The 17,198-nt window shown below is 31.3% G+C and carries 16 protein-coding genes and 1 pseudogene; 16 read left to right on the top strand and 1 reads right to left on the bottom strand.

The genetic code is table 11. The features are described 5' to 3' along the window. The first annotated feature begins 3 nt into the window (after nucleotides 1-3). Nucleotides 4-1,035 (top strand): ArdC-like ssDNA-binding domain-containing protein, encoded by a 1,032-nt coding sequence (locus IGL70_RS10780; protein ID WP_096638056.1) that lies wholly within the window; start codon nucleotides 4-6, stop codon nucleotides 1,033-1,035. Between the two features lie 68 nt (nucleotides 1,036-1,103). Here IGL70_RS10780 and IGL70_RS10775 read toward each other — a convergent pair whose 3' ends face one another. After that, the gene (locus IGL70_RS10775) at nucleotides 1,104-2,276 is read right to left on the bottom strand and encodes an IS256-like element IS1542 family transposase (protein WP_104807992.1); all 1,173 of its coding nucleotides are present in this window, start codon (nucleotides 2,274-2,276) and stop codon (nucleotides 1,104-1,106) included. A 172-nt stretch (nucleotides 2,277-2,448) separates the two neighbouring features. Here IGL70_RS10775 and IGL70_RS10770 point away from each other — a divergent pair, with 172 nt between their 5' ends. From IGL70_RS10770 to IGL70_RS10700, 15 genes and pseudogenes are all read left to right on the top strand, one after another. Then, nucleotides 2,449-2,784: a hypothetical protein gene (locus IGL70_RS10770; RefSeq protein ID WP_010721131.1), complete on the top strand. Its 336-nt coding sequence runs from the start codon at nucleotides 2,449-2,451 to the stop codon at nucleotides 2,782-2,784. A 20-nt stretch (nucleotides 2,785-2,804) separates the two neighbouring features. After that, a complete protein-coding gene (locus tag IGL70_RS10765) occupies nucleotides 2,805-3,074 on the top strand; it encodes a hypothetical protein (protein ID WP_096573262.1) in 270 nt (89 codons plus the stop codon). A 235-nt stretch (nucleotides 3,075-3,309) separates the two neighbouring features. Next, entirely contained in the window at nucleotides 3,310-3,723 is a 414-nt protein-coding gene (gene mobC / locus IGL70_RS10760; RefSeq protein ID WP_096573263.1) for a plasmid mobilization relaxosome protein MobC, read from the top strand. Then, entirely contained in the window at nucleotides 3,723-6,017 is a 2,295-nt protein-coding gene (locus IGL70_RS10755; protein WP_096638058.1) for a relaxase/mobilization nuclease domain-containing protein, read from the top strand. Before mobC ends, IGL70_RS10755 begins: the two co-directional genes overlap by 1 nt. A 168-nt stretch (nucleotides 6,018-6,185) precedes the next feature. Beyond that, nucleotides 6,186-6,324, top strand: a pseudogene (locus IGL70_RS10750) (putative holin-like toxin). A gap of 252 nt (nucleotides 6,325-6,576) precedes the next feature. Beyond that, nucleotides 6,577-7,068: a hypothetical protein gene (locus IGL70_RS10745; protein ID WP_104775126.1), complete on the top strand. Its 492-nt coding sequence runs from the start codon at nucleotides 6,577-6,579 to the stop codon at nucleotides 7,066-7,068. An 84-nt stretch (nucleotides 7,069-7,152) separates the two neighbouring features. Continuing rightward, a complete protein-coding gene (locus IGL70_RS10740) occupies nucleotides 7,153-8,325 on the top strand; it encodes an IS256-like element IS1542 family transposase (protein WP_104807992.1) in 1,173 nt (390 codons plus the stop codon). A 226-nt stretch (nucleotides 8,326-8,551) separates the two neighbouring features. Then, nucleotides 8,552-11,488 carry a lectin-like domain-containing protein gene (locus IGL70_RS10735; protein ID WP_096573166.1) on the top strand — a complete coding sequence of 979 codons (2,937 nt, stop codon included), beginning with the start codon at nucleotides 8,552-8,554 and terminating at the stop codon, nucleotides 11,486-11,488. Nucleotides 11,489-11,522: 34 nt separating this feature from the next. Further along, nucleotides 11,523-12,092, top strand: a complete 570-nt coding sequence (locus IGL70_RS10730) for a hypothetical protein (protein ID WP_010721992.1) — start codon at nucleotides 11,523-11,525, stop codon at nucleotides 12,090-12,092. Nucleotides 12,093-12,151: 59 nt separating this feature from the next. Then, nucleotides 12,152-13,156 carry a DUF916 domain-containing protein gene (locus tag IGL70_RS10725; RefSeq protein ID WP_010721993.1) on the top strand — a complete coding sequence of 335 codons (1,005 nt, stop codon included), beginning with the start codon at nucleotides 12,152-12,154 and terminating at the stop codon, nucleotides 13,154-13,156. A 126-nt stretch (nucleotides 13,157-13,282) separates the two neighbouring features. After that, a complete protein-coding gene (locus tag IGL70_RS10720) occupies nucleotides 13,283-13,954 on the top strand; it encodes a WxL domain-containing protein (RefSeq protein WP_096573167.1) in 672 nt (223 codons plus the stop codon). Between the two features lie 78 nt (nucleotides 13,955-14,032). Beyond that, the gene (locus IGL70_RS10715; protein ID WP_010721995.1) at nucleotides 14,033-15,058 is read left to right on the top strand and encodes a DUF916 and DUF3324 domain-containing protein; all 1,026 of its coding nucleotides are present in this window, start codon (nucleotides 14,033-14,035) and stop codon (nucleotides 15,056-15,058) included. After that, on the top strand, nucleotides 15,055-15,399 hold the full coding sequence (locus tag IGL70_RS10710; protein WP_010721996.1) for an LPXTG cell wall anchor domain-containing protein: 345 nt from the start codon (nucleotides 15,055-15,057) through the stop codon (nucleotides 15,397-15,399). The genes IGL70_RS10715 and IGL70_RS10710 overlap by 4 nt, the downstream gene beginning before the upstream one ends. Nucleotides 15,400-15,643: 244 nt before the next feature. Then, nucleotides 15,644-17,032, top strand: a complete 1,389-nt coding sequence (locus tag IGL70_RS10705) for an HTH domain-containing protein (RefSeq protein WP_096573168.1) — start codon at nucleotides 15,644-15,646, stop codon at nucleotides 17,030-17,032. After that, the gene (locus IGL70_RS10700) at nucleotides 17,022-17,183 is read left to right on the top strand and encodes a hypothetical protein (RefSeq protein WP_010721999.1); all 162 of its coding nucleotides are present in this window, start codon (nucleotides 17,022-17,024) and stop codon (nucleotides 17,181-17,183) included. Before IGL70_RS10705 ends, IGL70_RS10700 begins: the two co-directional genes overlap by 11 nt. The last annotated feature ends 15 nt before the right edge of the window (nucleotides 17,184-17,198 follow it).

The raw sequence follows: 17,198 nt of genomic DNA, 5'->3' as shown, positions 1-17,198 counted from the left end.
TAAATGTCTTATAAAGATAGTGAAGCAAAAAAAAATAATAAAACCGCTGAATTACTTTCACAGGCAGAAGAAGGTATTAAAGAAGTATTATCTTCAGACAAATACAAAAATTTTCTTCGTGTTATGTCTAAGTTTCATAATTACAGCTTAAATAATACCCTTTTAATTCTTATGCAAAATCCTAATGCTACTCATGTTGCTGGTTACAAAACATGGAAAAACTCTTTTAATAGACAAGTAAATAAAGGAGAAAAATCCATTAAAATAATTGGCGGTCGTCCCTATAAGAGGAAAGTAGAAGAAATAAAGAATGGGCAAAAAGAAGAAAAAGAAGTTGAAGGTATTTCATTTTTCCCTGTTTCAGTTTTTGATGTTTCTCAAACTTCAGGAGAACCTTTACCGCAACTAATGAATGAATTAAGTGGAGAAGTAAAAAATTATCCAGAGCTTTATGTTGCCTTGAAGCAAAGCACCAATTTTTCTATAGAATTTGCAGATATACAAGGTGGCACAAAAGGATATTGTTCTCCATTAGAAAAGAAAATTGTGTTAAATAATGGTATGAGTCAAGCGCAAACAATAAAAACTCTGATTCATGAGATCACTCATGCTGATTTACATGCACCAGAATTTGATAAAAATTCGTCAATAAAAACTACAAAATCTACAAAAGAAGTTGAAGCTGAAAGTACGGCTTTTGTTGTTTGTGAACATTATGGAATAGATACAAAAGACTATAGCTTTCCATATTTAGCAGCTTGGTCTAGTGATAAAGAGTTAAAGGAATTGAAAAATAGCTTTGAAGTCATTTTAAAGCAAGCAGATAATTTAATTCAAAAAATAGACAAGAATTTAGCAGAATTACAAAAAGAAGTGACAAAAGAAAAAGAAGAAAAACAGAGTACTTTGTCATTATCTGATCAATTAGAAGAATTTGACGATAAAGCAAAATCTTTAAATGAACAACGTGAAAAAGAAAAATTAATTAATAAAATTCGCCAATCAAAAGAGCAAAAAGACGTTTCTACACTATAGTTTAAAGTAGCTGAAACAGTCAAGTCCATAATCCTGTGTAAAATACTATACAATGTTTTACCGGTCTCTCATTGATCAAACTTAATATATTTTCTTGTAGAACTGAGCCATTCGTCATGAAGGTCCATAAGGACAGCTCCAATTAATCGATTGGCAGACGTTCGGTTGGGAAAAATCCGAATAATCTTTTCTCTTCTGCGGACTTCCTGGTTCAGTCGTTCAAGAAGGTTGGTGCTTTTTAGCCGATTATGACTATTTCCGATAACCGTGTATTGAAAGGCATCTTCGAAGCCATTATCCAATATTTCGCAGGCTTTTGTATATTTAGGCTGGTCGATATATTCACCGACTAAGGCATTCTTAGCTGTTCGAGCGAGTTCAATATCCGTAAACTTAAAGATCGCTTTTACTGCTTCTCTAAACGGTTTTGAATTCTTTTTTGGAATGGAACTGAAGATGTTTCTTAAAAAATGGACCTGGCATCTCTGCCAACTTGCGTTGGTAAATGACTTACGAATCGCAGACACTAGGCCTTTATGGGCATCAGAAATGATGAGTTCTGTCCCCTTTAGGCCGCGTTCTTTTAAGTATTCAAAGAAGATGGACCATGTGTCATCACTTTCTTCATTTTGAATCATGAAGCCAATGATTTCACGGTCGCCACCTTCTGTTATCCCGATCGCAATATGGCAGCTTTTAGAAAGCACTCGATGGTCCTCACGGACTTTTATGTAGAGAACATCAGTCATCAGATAAGGATAATTCGTACCTGAGAGTGAACGGTTCTGCCATTCGTTGACCATCGGGTCTAACTGCTCAGTCAGGCTAGAAACAAAAGATTTCGATACAGATTTTCCACATAGCTCTTCAACAATCTTTGAAACTTTACGTGTCGAAACGCCCGAAACATACATCTCAAGCATTGAAGCGAGCAGTGCCTTTTCATTTCGCTGATAACGCTCAAACACCGTCGGTGAAAATTCACCATCACGTGTTCTAGGCACTTTTAATTCGAGTGTACCCACACGAGTCGTAAAGTCTCGCTCATAATAGCCATTTCTTTGACTCTGACGACTTTCTGAACGTTCATAGTCATCGGCTTGAATATATTCTGTTCGTTGATTTTCCATCAATTGGTTGAAAACAGTGGTTAAAATATTTTTAGAAATATCATCTTTTACCGAATGTTCAATAATACTTTGAACCTCTTCGTTGTTCAGTGTAAAATGTACTTGGGTCATGTAACGTCCTCCTGGGTATGTTTTTGTGGTTAAAAACATTGTACCGTAAAAGGGCTGTTACATGGCCTTTTATCTTTTACACAATTATATGGACTTTATCGCTGAAACGATCTATTTTGCTTTTTTAATTTATCAGAATAAGTAACTTTTATAATAAATGAGGGATATAAAAATGAAACAATATTTAGATCAATGGAATATAATTGAAGGAGCATTAACTGTAGAAAGAATTAATGAAATACCTGATTGTCTAGAAAAAGATCATTTATTTTTAATTAGAAAAATGTTAAAAGAAGAGAATTTTGAACCCAATGATTTTATTGTTGTTGAATATCCAGCTACTGGAATATACTGCTGTAATCATATTAACAACGGTCAATATTTTATTATTCAAGAAGAAAAAAATAAATTAGTTCCATACTATACTACTTGTGATATGAATGAAGAGGGAATTAATAATTTTCCTTGTACGAGTATCAAAGAATCCATGAAATTAATAGAAATGTAAAAGAGAGGGACATATAAATCATGCAAACATTTACTCAACACGAATTAGAAATTATTAGCGGACACAAACAGATTACAGGTTCAAATGCAAATAAATTAAGCGTCATAAAAAGCGAAGTTGGAGAAATGCTTTCAATGTTAAAAAGTGATCTAGGAAAAAAATATATTGAAGATGATGAACAACGACATTACACATTAAAGAATTATCAGTCTGTTTATGATAAACTCGAAAAAATGAGTGAAGATGAATTTAAACAAATTGATTTAAGCGGTATTGAAGAATTGGAATAGAAACGGGGATTGGGGCAGCGCCCCAAAATGCAAAAAGAAGAAGTCGCGTGAGCGGCTTTTTCTTTTTTTTCCGCAAGTTACCGGTAACTTGCAAATCTTGCTGTAAGACCGCCCCCCTGAAATCTTCGATTTCTAATCGGAGGGCGGTCACACAGTGGAATTTTTCATTTTTAAATAAAGCTAAAACACTAAACTAGTGAAAAAAGAGAAAAAATATTGGTAAGGAGGGGAAAACATGGAGCAAAAGCTAGCTAAAACTCCTGAAAATATTCTAAAAATAGCCAATACTTATGATGACTCTGAAAGAATGTTTCGGAAAGAAACACGTTTTTCAGAAAGAGAAATATTTCTACTAAATTATAAAATGAGTCAAGCAAATACAAGAAATTTTTCCCAATACGCTCGTATTATGTGTTTAAGTGGTTTAATGATTACAACAGATTTTTCTGATTTAAAAAATTTAACTACAGAATTAGGACGAATTGGAAATAATATCAATCAATTAGCTCACAGAGCTAATATTTCAAATAGTGTTTCAAAAGAAGACTTTCTAGAATTAAAAACTAATTATGATCAATTGACTAAATTAATTAACGAAGAATTACTTTTTAGAATGCGACGTGCTAGAGATAATCAGAGGTTTATTTAATGGCAGTGACAAAAATACACCAAATAAAAACTACTTTAAATAAAGCAATTGGCTATATTACAAATCCAGAAAAAACGAATAATGGAATGCTGGTTAGTAGCTATAATTGTCAAAGTCAATTTGCAGAAGTTGAAATGCAAATGACTAGGGAATATGCACGTGAAGTAAAAGGCGATTATCGAAAAGTCGGTGGGAGTGAGGTTTTAGCGCACCACTTAATCCAAAGTTTTTCGCCTGAAGACAAAGTGACACCAGAGCTTGCTCATGAATTAGGAAGACAATTGATTGATGAATTGACTGAAGGAAAGTTTGAATATGTAATTGCCACTCACATAGATCAAGAACATATTCATAATCACATTATTTTTAACAGTGTTTCTTTTTATGATCTGAAAAAATTCAGAAGTCAACCTTATCGAACAGCAAATAAAATTAAAGAAATCAGTAATCGTATTTGTGCTGAACATGATTTATCTTTATCACCGAAAAAAGAAAAATTAAAAGATTCCTACAAATCTTATTCTAACAGAAGAAATAACACGAGCTTTCGTTCTGAAATTCGTAAACGATTGACCATGTGCTTAAATGAATCAACTTCATGGGAGGAATTTGAAGAAAAAGCGGATCATTTAGGGGTAAATATTGATCGAAAAGGGAAACATATTTCGTATGCTTTATTATCCGAAGGACAACAAAGACGGACTAGAGGGGACAAGTTAGATGACTTAGAAACATTTACAGAAAGTAATATTTCTCAAAAACTTTCTGCTAATCAATCCTACATTAATCAGTTGAAAGAAGCGATTGAAGAGATATTCTTTTCCAGTGACAACTTGGAAGATTTTAGTTTTCTTTTGGAACAAGAGCATGGAATTACCTTTAAGTTAAATAAACAAGATCAATTTATTTTCCAGTTCAATGATGTAAATGATTTTAAGTGGAATGAAAGCTTGCTGCCAGATAGTTATCAAATTAAAAATCTAAAAGATTATTTTAGAGAATCCTATGAGTTTACGAATGACTCTTCCTTAAATTCAATTGAAGAAAGATATCGTGAAAAAGAAAAAAGTGTTATTGTTCAAGAAGATACGCCTATTCAATTACAAGAATTTCAGATAGAGAAAGCGACCAAAGAAGGATTACTAGTGTCTATCGAACATGAAGACTTAAATGGGTTAGTGTTTGTCCCAAATAATTATGTTGATGTCAATGAAGAAACTGGAGAATATACAATTTGGATCAATGACAAATTTGATTATACACTTACTGATAAGCAGACAAACGAACAAACTAGTTTTACTGTAAAAGGGGAAGGGATCATTCGTGGACTGGAAAAAATGCAAGGGATTCAACCACAAGAGATAAAACTTTCTAGCAAAAATATTTTATCTATGAGTAATCGTGGTGTATCTATTTCGATACCAGAACTGAATATCAAGCGGCTCTTTATTCCTAGTGAGTATGTTGTAATCGATGAAATTAGTAAATCTTGTTCTATCTTAATTGGGGAAAAGTGGAATTACTATGCAGAACCACTTCCTGAGAACGATAAAAATTTAAATAAAAAATTACCATATCAAAAATTTACTGGACGTTCTTTAATCAGTAGTTTAAAAGAAACTCCTGAATTACTTGATGTGTTTCTAAAACCTAAATTTGATCAGCTACATTATCAATCAAGAAAACGATATACTAATCAATTAGTCGAAGCTTTAAATACGATTCGTGAAGAAAAAATAGTTTCAGCTTCACAATTAGAACAGAGATTAAATGAAATTGTTGATCAAAAAAATCAAGCAAAAGAGAAAATAGCTGAGATTGATGGAAAAATAAAAAATTATAACAATGTTGCAAAACTTTTAGTCACTTACGAAAAATATTTACCGATCATGAATGAGATTGAGCGTGCTACGATGCTTCAAAAAATTAAATTAGAACAAAAGTACAAAGAAGAAGTACGCCAATTTAAATTTGCTGAAAAGAAATTACTAGCTTCAGATAATCTACGTCCTGATTTAACGAAAGAAAAGATAATATCTGTGGCGAAAAATCAAGAGAAACAGAGGAAACGACTTATAGAGGGCTATAAGCATTATGAAAATAAATTAAATAGATTGATCGATGTTCAGGAAATATTGCAAGAACTAGATAGGAATGGATTATTTGATCTTAGTGGGTATCATTTGATTGATAGAGAAGAAAAGTTAACGGACAAGATCGAGAAATATGAAAAAGAAGTAGAAGAAAATCAACAAAAAAAAGCAAAAGAGAAGAGGAAGGAACATGAAATATAAATAACTAAAAACACTATCTATTCCGAAAAGTGAAAATATTTCTTCATAAAATAATCAACATATTTAAAAATTTAATCAGCCTTTTTGTCGAGATAAAGTTCTTCATTCTATGATATAATGGTACTGTAGTAAGTTTATGACGGTGGCTACTCAGGGGGTGATGCCTATGTGCATTTTCCTACTTCGTAAAAGGGAGTAGCATTTTTTGTCTGTTGCTGAAGCAATTGGTTTAATGATTCAATTTGGATCATTCGTCCTTGCTTTAGTCGGCATTATGCTGACAATTAGCAAAAACAACAAAAAATAAACCCGTCATAATCTTTGGCTAGAGATGACGAGTTTATAAAACTTATATAAAATCCAAGCTACCGTCTTAAACGGGCTACGGATAAGGAGTTATGTTAGAGCATAGCTCCTTATTTATATACATTATAACTTAGATGAAGAAAAAAGTGAAGAAATAGAGGTTAGTCTTTGAACTTTATTTTTATTATATATAGGTTTCTGTGGTAGATTTAATTTAAATAATATAAAATAAATTAAAAGGGGGGAATAATTGATGAAACAATCTAAGATATTTAGAAAAATAGACAATGGAATATATTATTTTAAGATTGTTGAATATAGCCCAAATCAAGTTTATTCTGAATTAGTTCTTCAAGAAAAGCAAAAAGGATTTCGTCAAGTAATTATTAACTCTGAAATAATGATAAAAATATTATCTAAAGTTTTAACAAAAGAAGATTTCGTTGTAAGGGAAATCAAATTTAATAGTACTGTAGATAAAGATTATCAAGAAGAAATTAATGAGATATGTAAATCTATTACCAGTGATAGATCAGAATTAGGTAATTTAATTGCTAAATTAGCATGGGCTTCAGAAAGAAACTCTATTGATGTTGAAATGATTGATATGGCATATAAAAGTTCTGATAATTTCTATTCTATTAAAGTTATTTGTAATGGAGTTTTATCAGGCAGTGATCCTGCAAATTTTTTTGATGACTATCTCTTAAAAATACTTGAGGAAAATTTGATAAAGTCCATATAATTGTGTAAAAGATAAAAGGCCATGTAACAGCCCTTTTACGGTACAATGTTTTTAACCACAAAAACATACCCAGGAGGACGTTACATGACCCAAGTACATTTTACACTGAACAACGAAGAGGTTCAAAGTATTATTGAACATTCGGTAAAAGATGATATTTCTAAAAATATTTTAACCACTGTTTTCAACCAATTGATGGAAAATCAACGAACAGAATATATTCAAGCCGATGACTATGAACGTTCAGAAAGTCGTCAGAGTCAAAGAAATGGCTATTATGAGCGAGACTTTACGACTCGTGTGGGTACACTCGAATTAAAAGTGCCTAGAACACGTGATGGTGAATTTTCACCGACGGTGTTTGAGCGTTATCAGCGAAATGAAAAGGCACTGCTCGCTTCAATGCTTGAGATGTATGTTTCGGGCGTTTCGACACGTAAAGTTTCAAAGATTGTTGAAGAGCTATGTGGAAAATCTGTATCGAAATCTTTTGTTTCTAGCCTGACTGAGCAGTTAGACCCGATGGTCAACGAATGGCAGAACCGTTCACTCTCAGGTACGAATTATCCTTATCTGATGACTGATGTTCTCTACATAAAAGTCCGTGAGGACCATCGAGTGCTTTCTAAAAGCTGCCATATTGCGATCGGGATAACAGAAGGTGGCGACCGTGAAATCATTGGCTTCATGATTCAAAATGAAGAAAGTGATGACACATGGTCCATCTTCTTTGAATACTTAAAAGAACGCGGCCTAAAGGGGACAGAACTCATCATTTCTGATGCCCATAAAGGCCTAGTGTCTGCGATTCGTAAGTCATTTACCAACGCAAGTTGGCAGAGATGCCAGGTCCATTTTTTAAGAAACATCTTCAGTTCCATTCCAAAAAAGAATTCAAAACCGTTTAGAGAAGCAGTAAAAGCGATCTTTAAGTTTACGGATATTGAACTCGCTCGAACAGCTAAGAATGCCTTAGTCGGTGAATATATCGACCAGCCTAAATATACAAAAGCCTGCGAAATATTGGATAATGGCTTCGAAGATGCCTTTCAATACACGGTTATCGGAAATAGTCATAATCGGCTAAAAAGCACCAACCTTCTTGAACGACTGAACCAGGAAGTCCGCAGAAGAGAAAAGATTATTCGGATTTTTCCCAACCGAACGTCTGCCAATCGATTAATTGGAGCTGTCCTTATGGACCTTCATGACGAATGGCTCAGTTCTACAAGAAAATATATTAAGTTTGATCAATGAGAGACCGGTAAAACATTGTATAGTATTTTACACAGGATTATGGACTTGACTAGATTTATAGATATGAATTTTAGAACAATTACATACAATCGCATTCTATTATTATTCCGCCTAACATAAAATTTGATGAAAAAATAAACAGCCTTTTATCTTTTTTCTAATATATAGTTATATAGTGGATAAGGAAATAATTATTTAACTTGATTTAGAGGGAGGATTTTCACTAGTGAAAAAGACTAAAAAATTTTTGCTGTGTATGTCGGCAGGTATATTGCTGGCACCATGTGCTCTTGATTTTCAAAGTAGAGATCAAGTTTTAGCTAATACGCAAGATAGTGTACAAATTATTGATACTAATGAAGAAATACAAAAAATTGAAAATGATTATGCTATCTTGTCATTTAAAAAACAAATAAAAGAAAATAAAATAGCTTGGTATCTAAATATCAGTGGTAAACAGGAATGTTCTAATGTGAAGATTCATATATCACAAACAAAAGATGGTGAATCAAAGATTGTAACGGAATTAGAAAGTGAAGTTACCAAAGAAATTATTTCTGCGGATGAAAGTGGAGATCTGACTATTCCGGTAGATAGCAAGAATACTTATGTTTTCTTCACCGATCTAGATAAAAAAGTGTCAGTTAGCGCTAGTTATAGCAAAGATGGTAATTATTTGCCAATGATAGATGAAGAAAAAATCATATATGAAGGAAATTCTTCAGTGACAGAAGAATCAACAGGAGTACAAGAATCTACTGAAGTAGCTGACACTGATGTTTCAGAAGAAACAGTCTCTTCAGAGTCTAACACTGAGACATCATCAACAGACACAAGTGAGTCTGATACAAGTATGACTAAAGAGTCCACAAATAGTTCAAATTCAACGAACGAAAGTGAAGATAAAAGCGAAGAGAAGAGTCAAGACAGCATGTCTGAAAAAGTTGTAGCAGACGAACATCCTGAGATCAGAGGATCGGGCAAGTATGGATCAGTTAATGTACCTTCTGGTGCAATAACTATTTGGGACTTATTTTCTGTTCCTATTGGTCCTGCAAAAGTAGAGTACATGCAAAATCCATACGATAATGAAGGTAGACCATATTCTGAAGTTTCTCTATCTGGAACGAGAAATTGGACAGCGCTATGGTCTAAAAGATCTAATCGATTGGATTTTTCACATTCATTCAGGGGTAGAACTTATGTAAACTTTGGTACAAAAGAAGCAGATGGTTTTGCTTTTGTTATGCAAAATGATCCTAGAAAAGAAACAGCCATAACTAATGCACAATCTTCGAGTGATGGACAAAACCTAGGAGTTTATGGTGCAAAAGAAGCTTATACAAAAGGAATTTCAACTAAAGTGACTCCAGAAAAAGATGCTGTTCAAAAATCAGTAGCAATAGAGTTTGACTTATACACTAATAAAAGATCTTTAGGAGAAACGCTTTATGACTTAGACCCTTCTGAACCTGATAAGGTATTTAAGGCTCCTCATATGGCTTATTCTTTCCCTGGAAATTTGAATAAGACTTATGTTCCACTACATGAAAATGAATCAGATGCAAATCAATGGTTTGGAACTTTGGGTTCTTTGCAGGCAAGAGAAGCTAGAATTATTCATAGAGGAAAACAGAAATTAAATGAGACAGTTTCTCAAAATGTTCAAGATGGAACATGGTATGAATTCAGATTTGGCTTTAATGCAGATACAAAAGTTTTTAGTTACTATTTGAAAAATCCAGTAACTGATCAACAAACAGAAGTAATTACAATTCCATGGTCAGATCTTAATGAAGAGTTGGATTTAGCTAACAATGATAACAAAGCTTATTGGGGATTCACCGCAGCTAATGGAGGGGAATCTGGTCAAACAAAGATTGTATTTACTGAAGTTCCTGTTAACTTAGACGCTACTCTAAAAAACGATGTTCTTAATGAGAAAAATGAGTCAATCACAGTGTCTGAAGAAGATACAACAAAAGAAAAAAGTGTTTCTCCAGGAAGTGAAGTCACTTTAACGAGTAAGCTATATATTGATAAGGGAGAAAATAGCTTTACTGTTGACTCATGGAACGTCTTTTCAGAAGAGGAAGTAGAAGTATATGATTTATCAACTGTAAAAGATGTAGTTATTAAAGCTCCTTCAGGTGATATCCTTGCTAAAGGAACACCAAAAGTAGAAGATGGTAAATTAAATATTACGTTTGATCAGGATGTGACTATTAATCCAGAAGAAACTCTTGATTTTTCTCTTACTATACAAACCAAACAAGATATTCAACAAGATACACATGTACAGTTTTACGGTGTTGTAAATGGAACAGAGAATTCTGTTCCAGCAGAGGAAAAATCATTCTCAAGTAATCCTGTGTATTTTTGGATTACTAAAAAAGATTCTATGACAGAGTTATCGTGGAATGAAAGTAGTATAGAAAAAACAAAAAATCAACAAGTCGACATAGCAGATATCTCAGATGAAGGAATGGACACAGAATTCTTTTGGAAAGATATTGATACAAATGACCTTTTAGAATTTACTTTATTCAAAGATAATGAGCAATTAATCAGAAAAGAAGTTACAACAAGTGGAGAAAATAAATTCAATATAGAAAAACTAATAATTCCAAAAAACAAATTAAGCTATGGGGGAAATAATTTTACAATACAAGTAAAAAAACTTAATCCTAATGGAAGTAATGAGATTTTAGATAAATTGATTCTAAATGTAGAAGTTGCAGGAAGTTTATACTTTGAAACAGCACCTGCAGATGTTAGCTGGACTAACAGAGTTCCTAGTCAGACAAAAGGAATTCTGTCCAGGGATAAAGACAATAGCATCCAATTGTCAGTACGAGATAGTAGAAATATTCCAGATCAAGATAAGAATTGGTTTTTAATCCTTTCTTTATGTAAAGAAAAAGAAGATTCTTTTGAATATGTATGGAAACCTTCGACAAATAGTGATCTTGTTGATTTAGGAACTACTAGTTTGAAAGTTATGGATACAAATTCTGCATTAAAAGATAATTACAATTATTATAATGAATGGAATTCTCAAGAAGGTATCCTTCTTAAAAGCAAAGAATATATTTCAATAGGGGATTATAGTCATAACACAAAATTTGTGTGGAATTTGTGTGATACAGCTATACCAAAATAAAGTGATAAATTCTGGAGGAAGGGAATGTAAATAAATGTCATGGAGACCATATAGTATAGTTGTTTGTTTAGCTAGTTTATTCGCATTAGCTGTAACTGAAACATCTGTTGCAGCTGATGTAAGAAAAGAAACAGACTCTAATATTATTATATCGGATGCTAGTGATGTAGGAGATTCTTCTCAAGATAATTTAATTTTAGAGGAAGTACCAATGGAATACGCGTTTCGTTCATTACTTGAGAATAGAAATTATGAGCTAGAAGCCCAACTTTCAAATCAATTTGTTAAAGTAGTGAATGATCGTGGTAGTAGAAATTGGGTAGTTAAAGCTAGCGTTTCTGATTCTTTGGTGCTAGAAAGGAATAAAGAAATAAAGTTTCCTGTAACATCATTTAATATCGATGGGATTGATCTTAAAGAAATAGGAAATTCAGGAATCATATTTCAATCTAGTTCGAATGGAAAAGAAAACACTGGATTGTTAAGTAAACCAATCAAAAATGTTTCGATGAGATTTGTTGATGAGAAGAATATTCTAAATGATGATGATACTGTTAAAGGTTCAATTCAATATTTCTTGTATGATACATTATTAGTTAAATAATTATGTAACTCGAAGTCTTAAAATATGACTTCGAGTTTACTGTGTATAGGAGGATTAAAGTGAAAAAAAATGTATTTTTATATTTAATTTCAATATTTCTTTTATTGCTAATGGGAAATAGTAACTCTGTGTATTCAGAAGAAATGAAATCAAATGATTCTGTTGGATTTAACGTAAAAGCAATTCTACCTGAAAATCAGTTGAATAAAGAAAATAGTTTTTTTGATTTAAGAGTAGCACCTAATCAAAAGCAAGAAATAGAGCTTCTTATTACAAATACATCGAGTAAAGAAGAAGTTTATGAAATTGCTATTAATCAAGCTTATACAAATAAACAAGGTTTTATTGACTATGCATTAAAATCTGAATCAGAAAAAAATCAATATAAATTTCCTATAGAGGATATTGTAGATGTACCAGATAAAGTAACTGTCCTAGCAAATCAATCAAAAAAAGTTTCTATTAGTTTAAAAATTCCTGACAAACCATTTGTAGGAGAAATTTTATCAGCTTTTCAAATAAAAAAAGAAGATAACGATCAAAACGGTATTAATAATTCTTATGGATATATCATCGGCTTAAGGTTAACGCAAAATGATCAACAAGTGAAACGAAAATTAACTTTGGAAAAAATAGAAGCAAAAGAAATTTCCCAACAAGATAAATTATTAATTACATTTCATAATCCGGAAATGGAATCTTACGGGAGTTTAAAGTATAAAATCACTCTAATAAATACAAAAGATAATAAAACTGTATACAATAAAGAATTTAAGGACTTACAAATTTCACCTGAATCATTGTATGAAATGGAACTTAATTTGGAAGAGGTAGAAATTCCAAATGGTATTTATCAAGTTAAAATTGAAGTTTCAGATGCAAAGAATAATAAATGGAATTTCGAAGAAAATGTAGACGTAGACAAAAATGATCAATCTAAGCAAGTAAATCTTAAAAATGAAGAGAAAGATAATAAATTCTTTGTACTTTTCATTTTAGGCCCGATTTTACTAATTATTTTGTTGATTATTATATGCCTAAAATTATTAAAAAAATCTCGATGAAATAAATTTTTGGTAATTAGTGTGGAAGATAAAAAGGAGTAGATATGTTAATTTTTATTCGTGAAGTGTTAATCCAATTAACATTTCGAAATATAACTATTTTTTGAAAGAGAGGACTAATACATTATGAAAAAACTAGCATTATTAAGTGCGGTTGCTGTATCTTCTGCAGCACTATTAGGAGGAGCTAGCGCATTTGCAGCAACAGATTCAAATGCTGCAACACAATCAGAAACACCAGTAACAGCAACTTTTAACTTACCTGATGGTGGCGGTACTAACCCTACGCCTCCAGGAGGTGGAGATGGAGATAACACCGATAATGAACTTCCAACTGAATGGGGAATTGCTTATCAACCAACAACTTTTGATTTTGGAACTACTAAATTAAAAGAAAGTGGAGAACAAATTATCCCAGCTACTAAAAATTCAAGTTTTAACGTAGGTGTAAAAGATAAAACAAGAGGCACTAAAGGCTGGACTTTGAAAGCTTCTTTACAATGGCAAGGTGATGCAATTGAAGGAGCAAAAATTACTACTACTGGTGATGGTACTGTAAATATCAATAAGGGTGGTGATGTGTTAGAACCAGTTACTGATGAAGTTACTGGACAATCTAATGTGGAAATTACTTCTGGATCAGAAGCACTTATTATGACAGGATCAAAAGGTGTACGTCACAATAGTGTATATGATTATGATTTAGGTGATGTTTCATTACACATTGCTGATGCAGGTAAAGTAGAAGGGAAATCTTATAGCGGAAAAGTTGTTTGGAATTTAACAGCTACTCCATAAAAGTTTAGTTTTATATATGGGAGGGATGCGTTTAGCACTCTCCTTTTAGTTTCATTTTAGCGGAGGACGATGATATCAATGAGAAAAATAATTTTGTGTTTTTCAATTATCATTAGCTATTTATGTTTTATAAATCTAGATGTTAGAGCAGAAGAAAATGATTCAGATATAAGTTTTACAATAGAAGGATTGCCTAATGATAAGCAAGTAGATGAAAATGTTCCTTACTATCATTTAAAAGAGGAACCAGGAGAGAAAGATCAGATAACTATTAAGTTGATAAATAATTCTGATAGAGAGATTTCACTTGAAACTTCTATAACAAATGCAAATACCAATTCAAATGGGCTTACGGATTATACAGGTGCTAGAGCAGATCACGACTCTTTAAAAATGCCGTTAACTTCTATACTTACGTGTAAAGAAAAAATAGTAAAAGTACCTGCTAAGAGTTCTGTTGATCAACAATTCGACATTAGCATGCCTTCTGAAAAATTTGATGGAGTGATCATTGGAGGTATTGTTGTAGCAGAAAAGAATGAATCAAAAACAGACAAGCAGAGCCTGTCATTAAATAATGAATATAAATATACTATGGGTGTAGTGTTAACTAATCAGGATGATAATGTAATTAAAAAAAATATATCGTTAATGCTAGAAGAAGTTTCCCCAAAGTTATTTGATGGTAAAAAGACGGTTGAAGCAGATATTTTAAATGATAATTCATATATTTTCACCGGAAAGAGTATAGAAGCAAAAATCTATAGTCAAGAAAATAAAACTTTGGTAAATGAAATTTCTTTAAAAGATATCAGTATAGCGCCCCATTCTTCACTCCCTTTACAATTTGATTGGGGGAAAGTTGATCTGAAATCAGGAAATTACCTTTTTCAAGGGACTTTGATTGATACAGATGGAAAAGAATGGAAATTTGAAAAAGATTTTGTAATTAAAGCTGATGAAGCAAAAAGTATTAATGAAAAATCAGTTTTCAAAATAGAAATACCTTCATACTTAACGACATTAAGCTTTTGTGTAATAGCAGTTACTTTAATATTAACAATCTTTATTATCTATAAATATAGAGAGGAATCAAAATTATGAAGAAAATATTGTTTTTAGTTGTTTGTTTAATCGGAGTAGGATCATTTTCTACAGATTCTTATGCAACTGACAATACAAATGAACAAACAACTACTGTTAGCATCGATTTGTATAGAACTAGAGAACCTAACGAATTACCAGGAAATGTAGGCAATATTAATTCTTTGAATCCAAATTCAAATGTAAGCTTAAATGCAGGTAAAGCAAATATCAGTAGTAATAAGTTTAAGTTTCTTCCTAAAACTGGAGATATATTAAATCAAACAATTGCTATGATTGGATTATCCTTAATAGTATTGGTTTACTCGACTGTTTTGCTAATTAAAAGAAAGGAAATTTAATATGTATATCTATCCAATTTGTACGCTTATAGTGGGAATATTGGCTTTGACAATCAATGGCTATTTATTTTTTAATCGTACAAAATTTTATGTACAACAAAAAATTACAAAGAAAAGTCTTCTAATTTCAATAATGGCCATATTATTTTCTTTTGCAATTCTTATATTAGCTGCGATGCTGTATGTAAATATCCAAAATCAGTTATAAAAAGATACTTATTGGTAACTAGGAGCGAATTCACAAGTGTTAGAAAAATATATTGAAAAAGATATTTTAAGGCAAGTGAAGATACTAGAGTATTTTTATGAAAGACGCCAATTAACTATGCAGGAATTAATTGATGATCTTAATGTAAATAAAAAAACTATTATTAAAGATTTCAGTAAAATTGAACAAAGTATTGAAAATGTGGCTTGTTTTAAAGTAACTGATAAAGGCAGAATAAATTTTTACTTAATGGGAGAAACAAAGTACATTACTTACGTAGAAGAAGAGTATATTTCGGTTAGTAAAGCTTTTAAACTGCGAAAAGAAGTACAAAAATTTTTAAAGGTGAGTGGCTATTTAAATGAGGAAGAAAGAGAAACGAAAAATGAATTAAAAAAAAGATTTTTTCTTCTTTCGATATGGATGCGTTCTAATTTATTAGATAAATATATTTTAAATGAAAAATATTTAATAGCTACAGAAATAGCCACTAAAATTTTGAAATATTTTAATAAGATCACTAATTTAAGAGAGAAAGATTTATTCATAAAAGGTATTTATTTGATGCTTAATAGTTCGGGTCTAGATACAATCTCGAGGCAAGTACTCGAGATTGATGAAGATGATCCTATACTAGAAGATTTAAGTTTGTTACTTGAAGATATCGTTTTCATAGAAAAAGTAGAAATAAAATATTTAATGATTTTATTCTATTTATTACCTAGTAATTTTAGTAATTACTCAGTAATAACAATGGATCTAAAAATGCAAGAAAACTATCTATTAAAACACAAAGAAATATTTGAGTATATTCAGTTATTTGAGAAATATTTCAGAGTCAGATTATCTGATAAAAGTGTTTTCATAAAGGTTATGCTATACTTTGTATTATGTTCTTATTATGATATGCAGAGTTATTTACTAGAACCACATATAATAATTACTCACGAACAGACAAAAACATTTAATAAGATAAAAGATTTAACATTAGAATGGAAAAAGATCTATCCTATTGAGACAAGCAAATACAACATAACAGAAAGTTTATTAAAAAGAATGACTTTAGATATGGATTTCTTTTTGACAGAACATCAAAAGAAACCTATATTGCTCACGATCGTGGCAAAAAATGATATCTCACATATTTTATTTCGTGAATATATTATTGAATGTATGAATTGTACAAAAATTACTATTGATGATGTTTTGTATTATTCATTATCAGATGTTAAGTGTTATCCAAGAAAGTGGAGGCATGTAATAGTATGTGAAGAATCGTTAATATCGGAAAAAGGTATCCAAAATATAGGTAGTGAGATCATTTCTATTTCAAGGTATAACATGAAAGAAAGTAGAAGTAATCTTTTAGCTGTTTTGAGTAGTGGGAAAAATAGTATTAGTGAGGTACAAGAGGTTGGATGTTAATATTAATTCTTTAATAACTGCAAATAATGTTTTAGGAGAAGAAGTAACTGGAGAAATAGAGAAAATTTTGTGTAATGTGGTTATTATTAGAACTTTTTATACTAGAGAAGTAGTAAAAAAAGAAGAATTAAAAAAAAAGGTTATTTTTTAATCGATTAGGCTGAAG

Source organism: Enterococcus sp. DIV0901a (genome assembly GCF_051711525.1).
Lineage (GTDB): Bacteria > Bacillota > Bacilli > Lactobacillales > Enterococcaceae > Enterococcus_B > Enterococcus_B faecium.
This window is presented reverse-complemented; position numbering and strand designations above follow the sequence as displayed.

Bases quoted from the DNA above. Each gene is read 5' to 3' on its own strand.
- IGL70_RS10780 (WP_096638056.1), top strand. From the start codon at position 4: ATGTCTTATAAAGATAGTGAAGCAAAAAAAAATAATAAAACCGCTGAA.
- IGL70_RS10775 (WP_104807992.1), bottom strand. From the start codon at position 2,276: ATGACCCAAGTACATTTTACACTGAACAACGAAGAGGTTCAAAGTATT.
- IGL70_RS10770 (WP_010721131.1), top strand. From the start codon at position 2,449: ATGAAACAATATTTAGATCAATGGAATATAATTGAAGGAGCATTAACT.
- IGL70_RS10765 (WP_096573262.1), top strand. From the start codon at position 2,805: ATGCAAACATTTACTCAACACGAATTAGAAATTATTAGCGGACACAAA.
- mobC (WP_096573263.1), top strand. From the start codon at position 3,310: ATGGAGCAAAAGCTAGCTAAAACTCCTGAAAATATTCTAAAAATAGCC.
- IGL70_RS10755 (WP_096638058.1), top strand. From the start codon at position 3,723: ATGGCAGTGACAAAAATACACCAAATAAAAACTACTTTAAATAAAGCA.
- IGL70_RS10745 (WP_104775126.1), top strand. From the start codon at position 6,577: ATGAAACAATCTAAGATATTTAGAAAAATAGACAATGGAATATATTAT.
- IGL70_RS10740 (WP_104807992.1), top strand. From the start codon at position 7,153: ATGACCCAAGTACATTTTACACTGAACAACGAAGAGGTTCAAAGTATT.
- IGL70_RS10730 (WP_010721992.1), top strand. From the start codon at position 11,523: ATGTCATGGAGACCATATAGTATAGTTGTTTGTTTAGCTAGTTTATTC.
- IGL70_RS10720 (WP_096573167.1), top strand. From the start codon at position 13,283: ATGAAAAAACTAGCATTATTAAGTGCGGTTGCTGTATCTTCTGCAGCA.
- IGL70_RS10715 (WP_010721995.1), top strand. From the start codon at position 14,033: ATGAGAAAAATAATTTTGTGTTTTTCAATTATCATTAGCTATTTATGT.
- IGL70_RS10710 (WP_010721996.1), top strand. From the start codon at position 15,055: ATGAAGAAAATATTGTTTTTAGTTGTTTGTTTAATCGGAGTAGGATCA.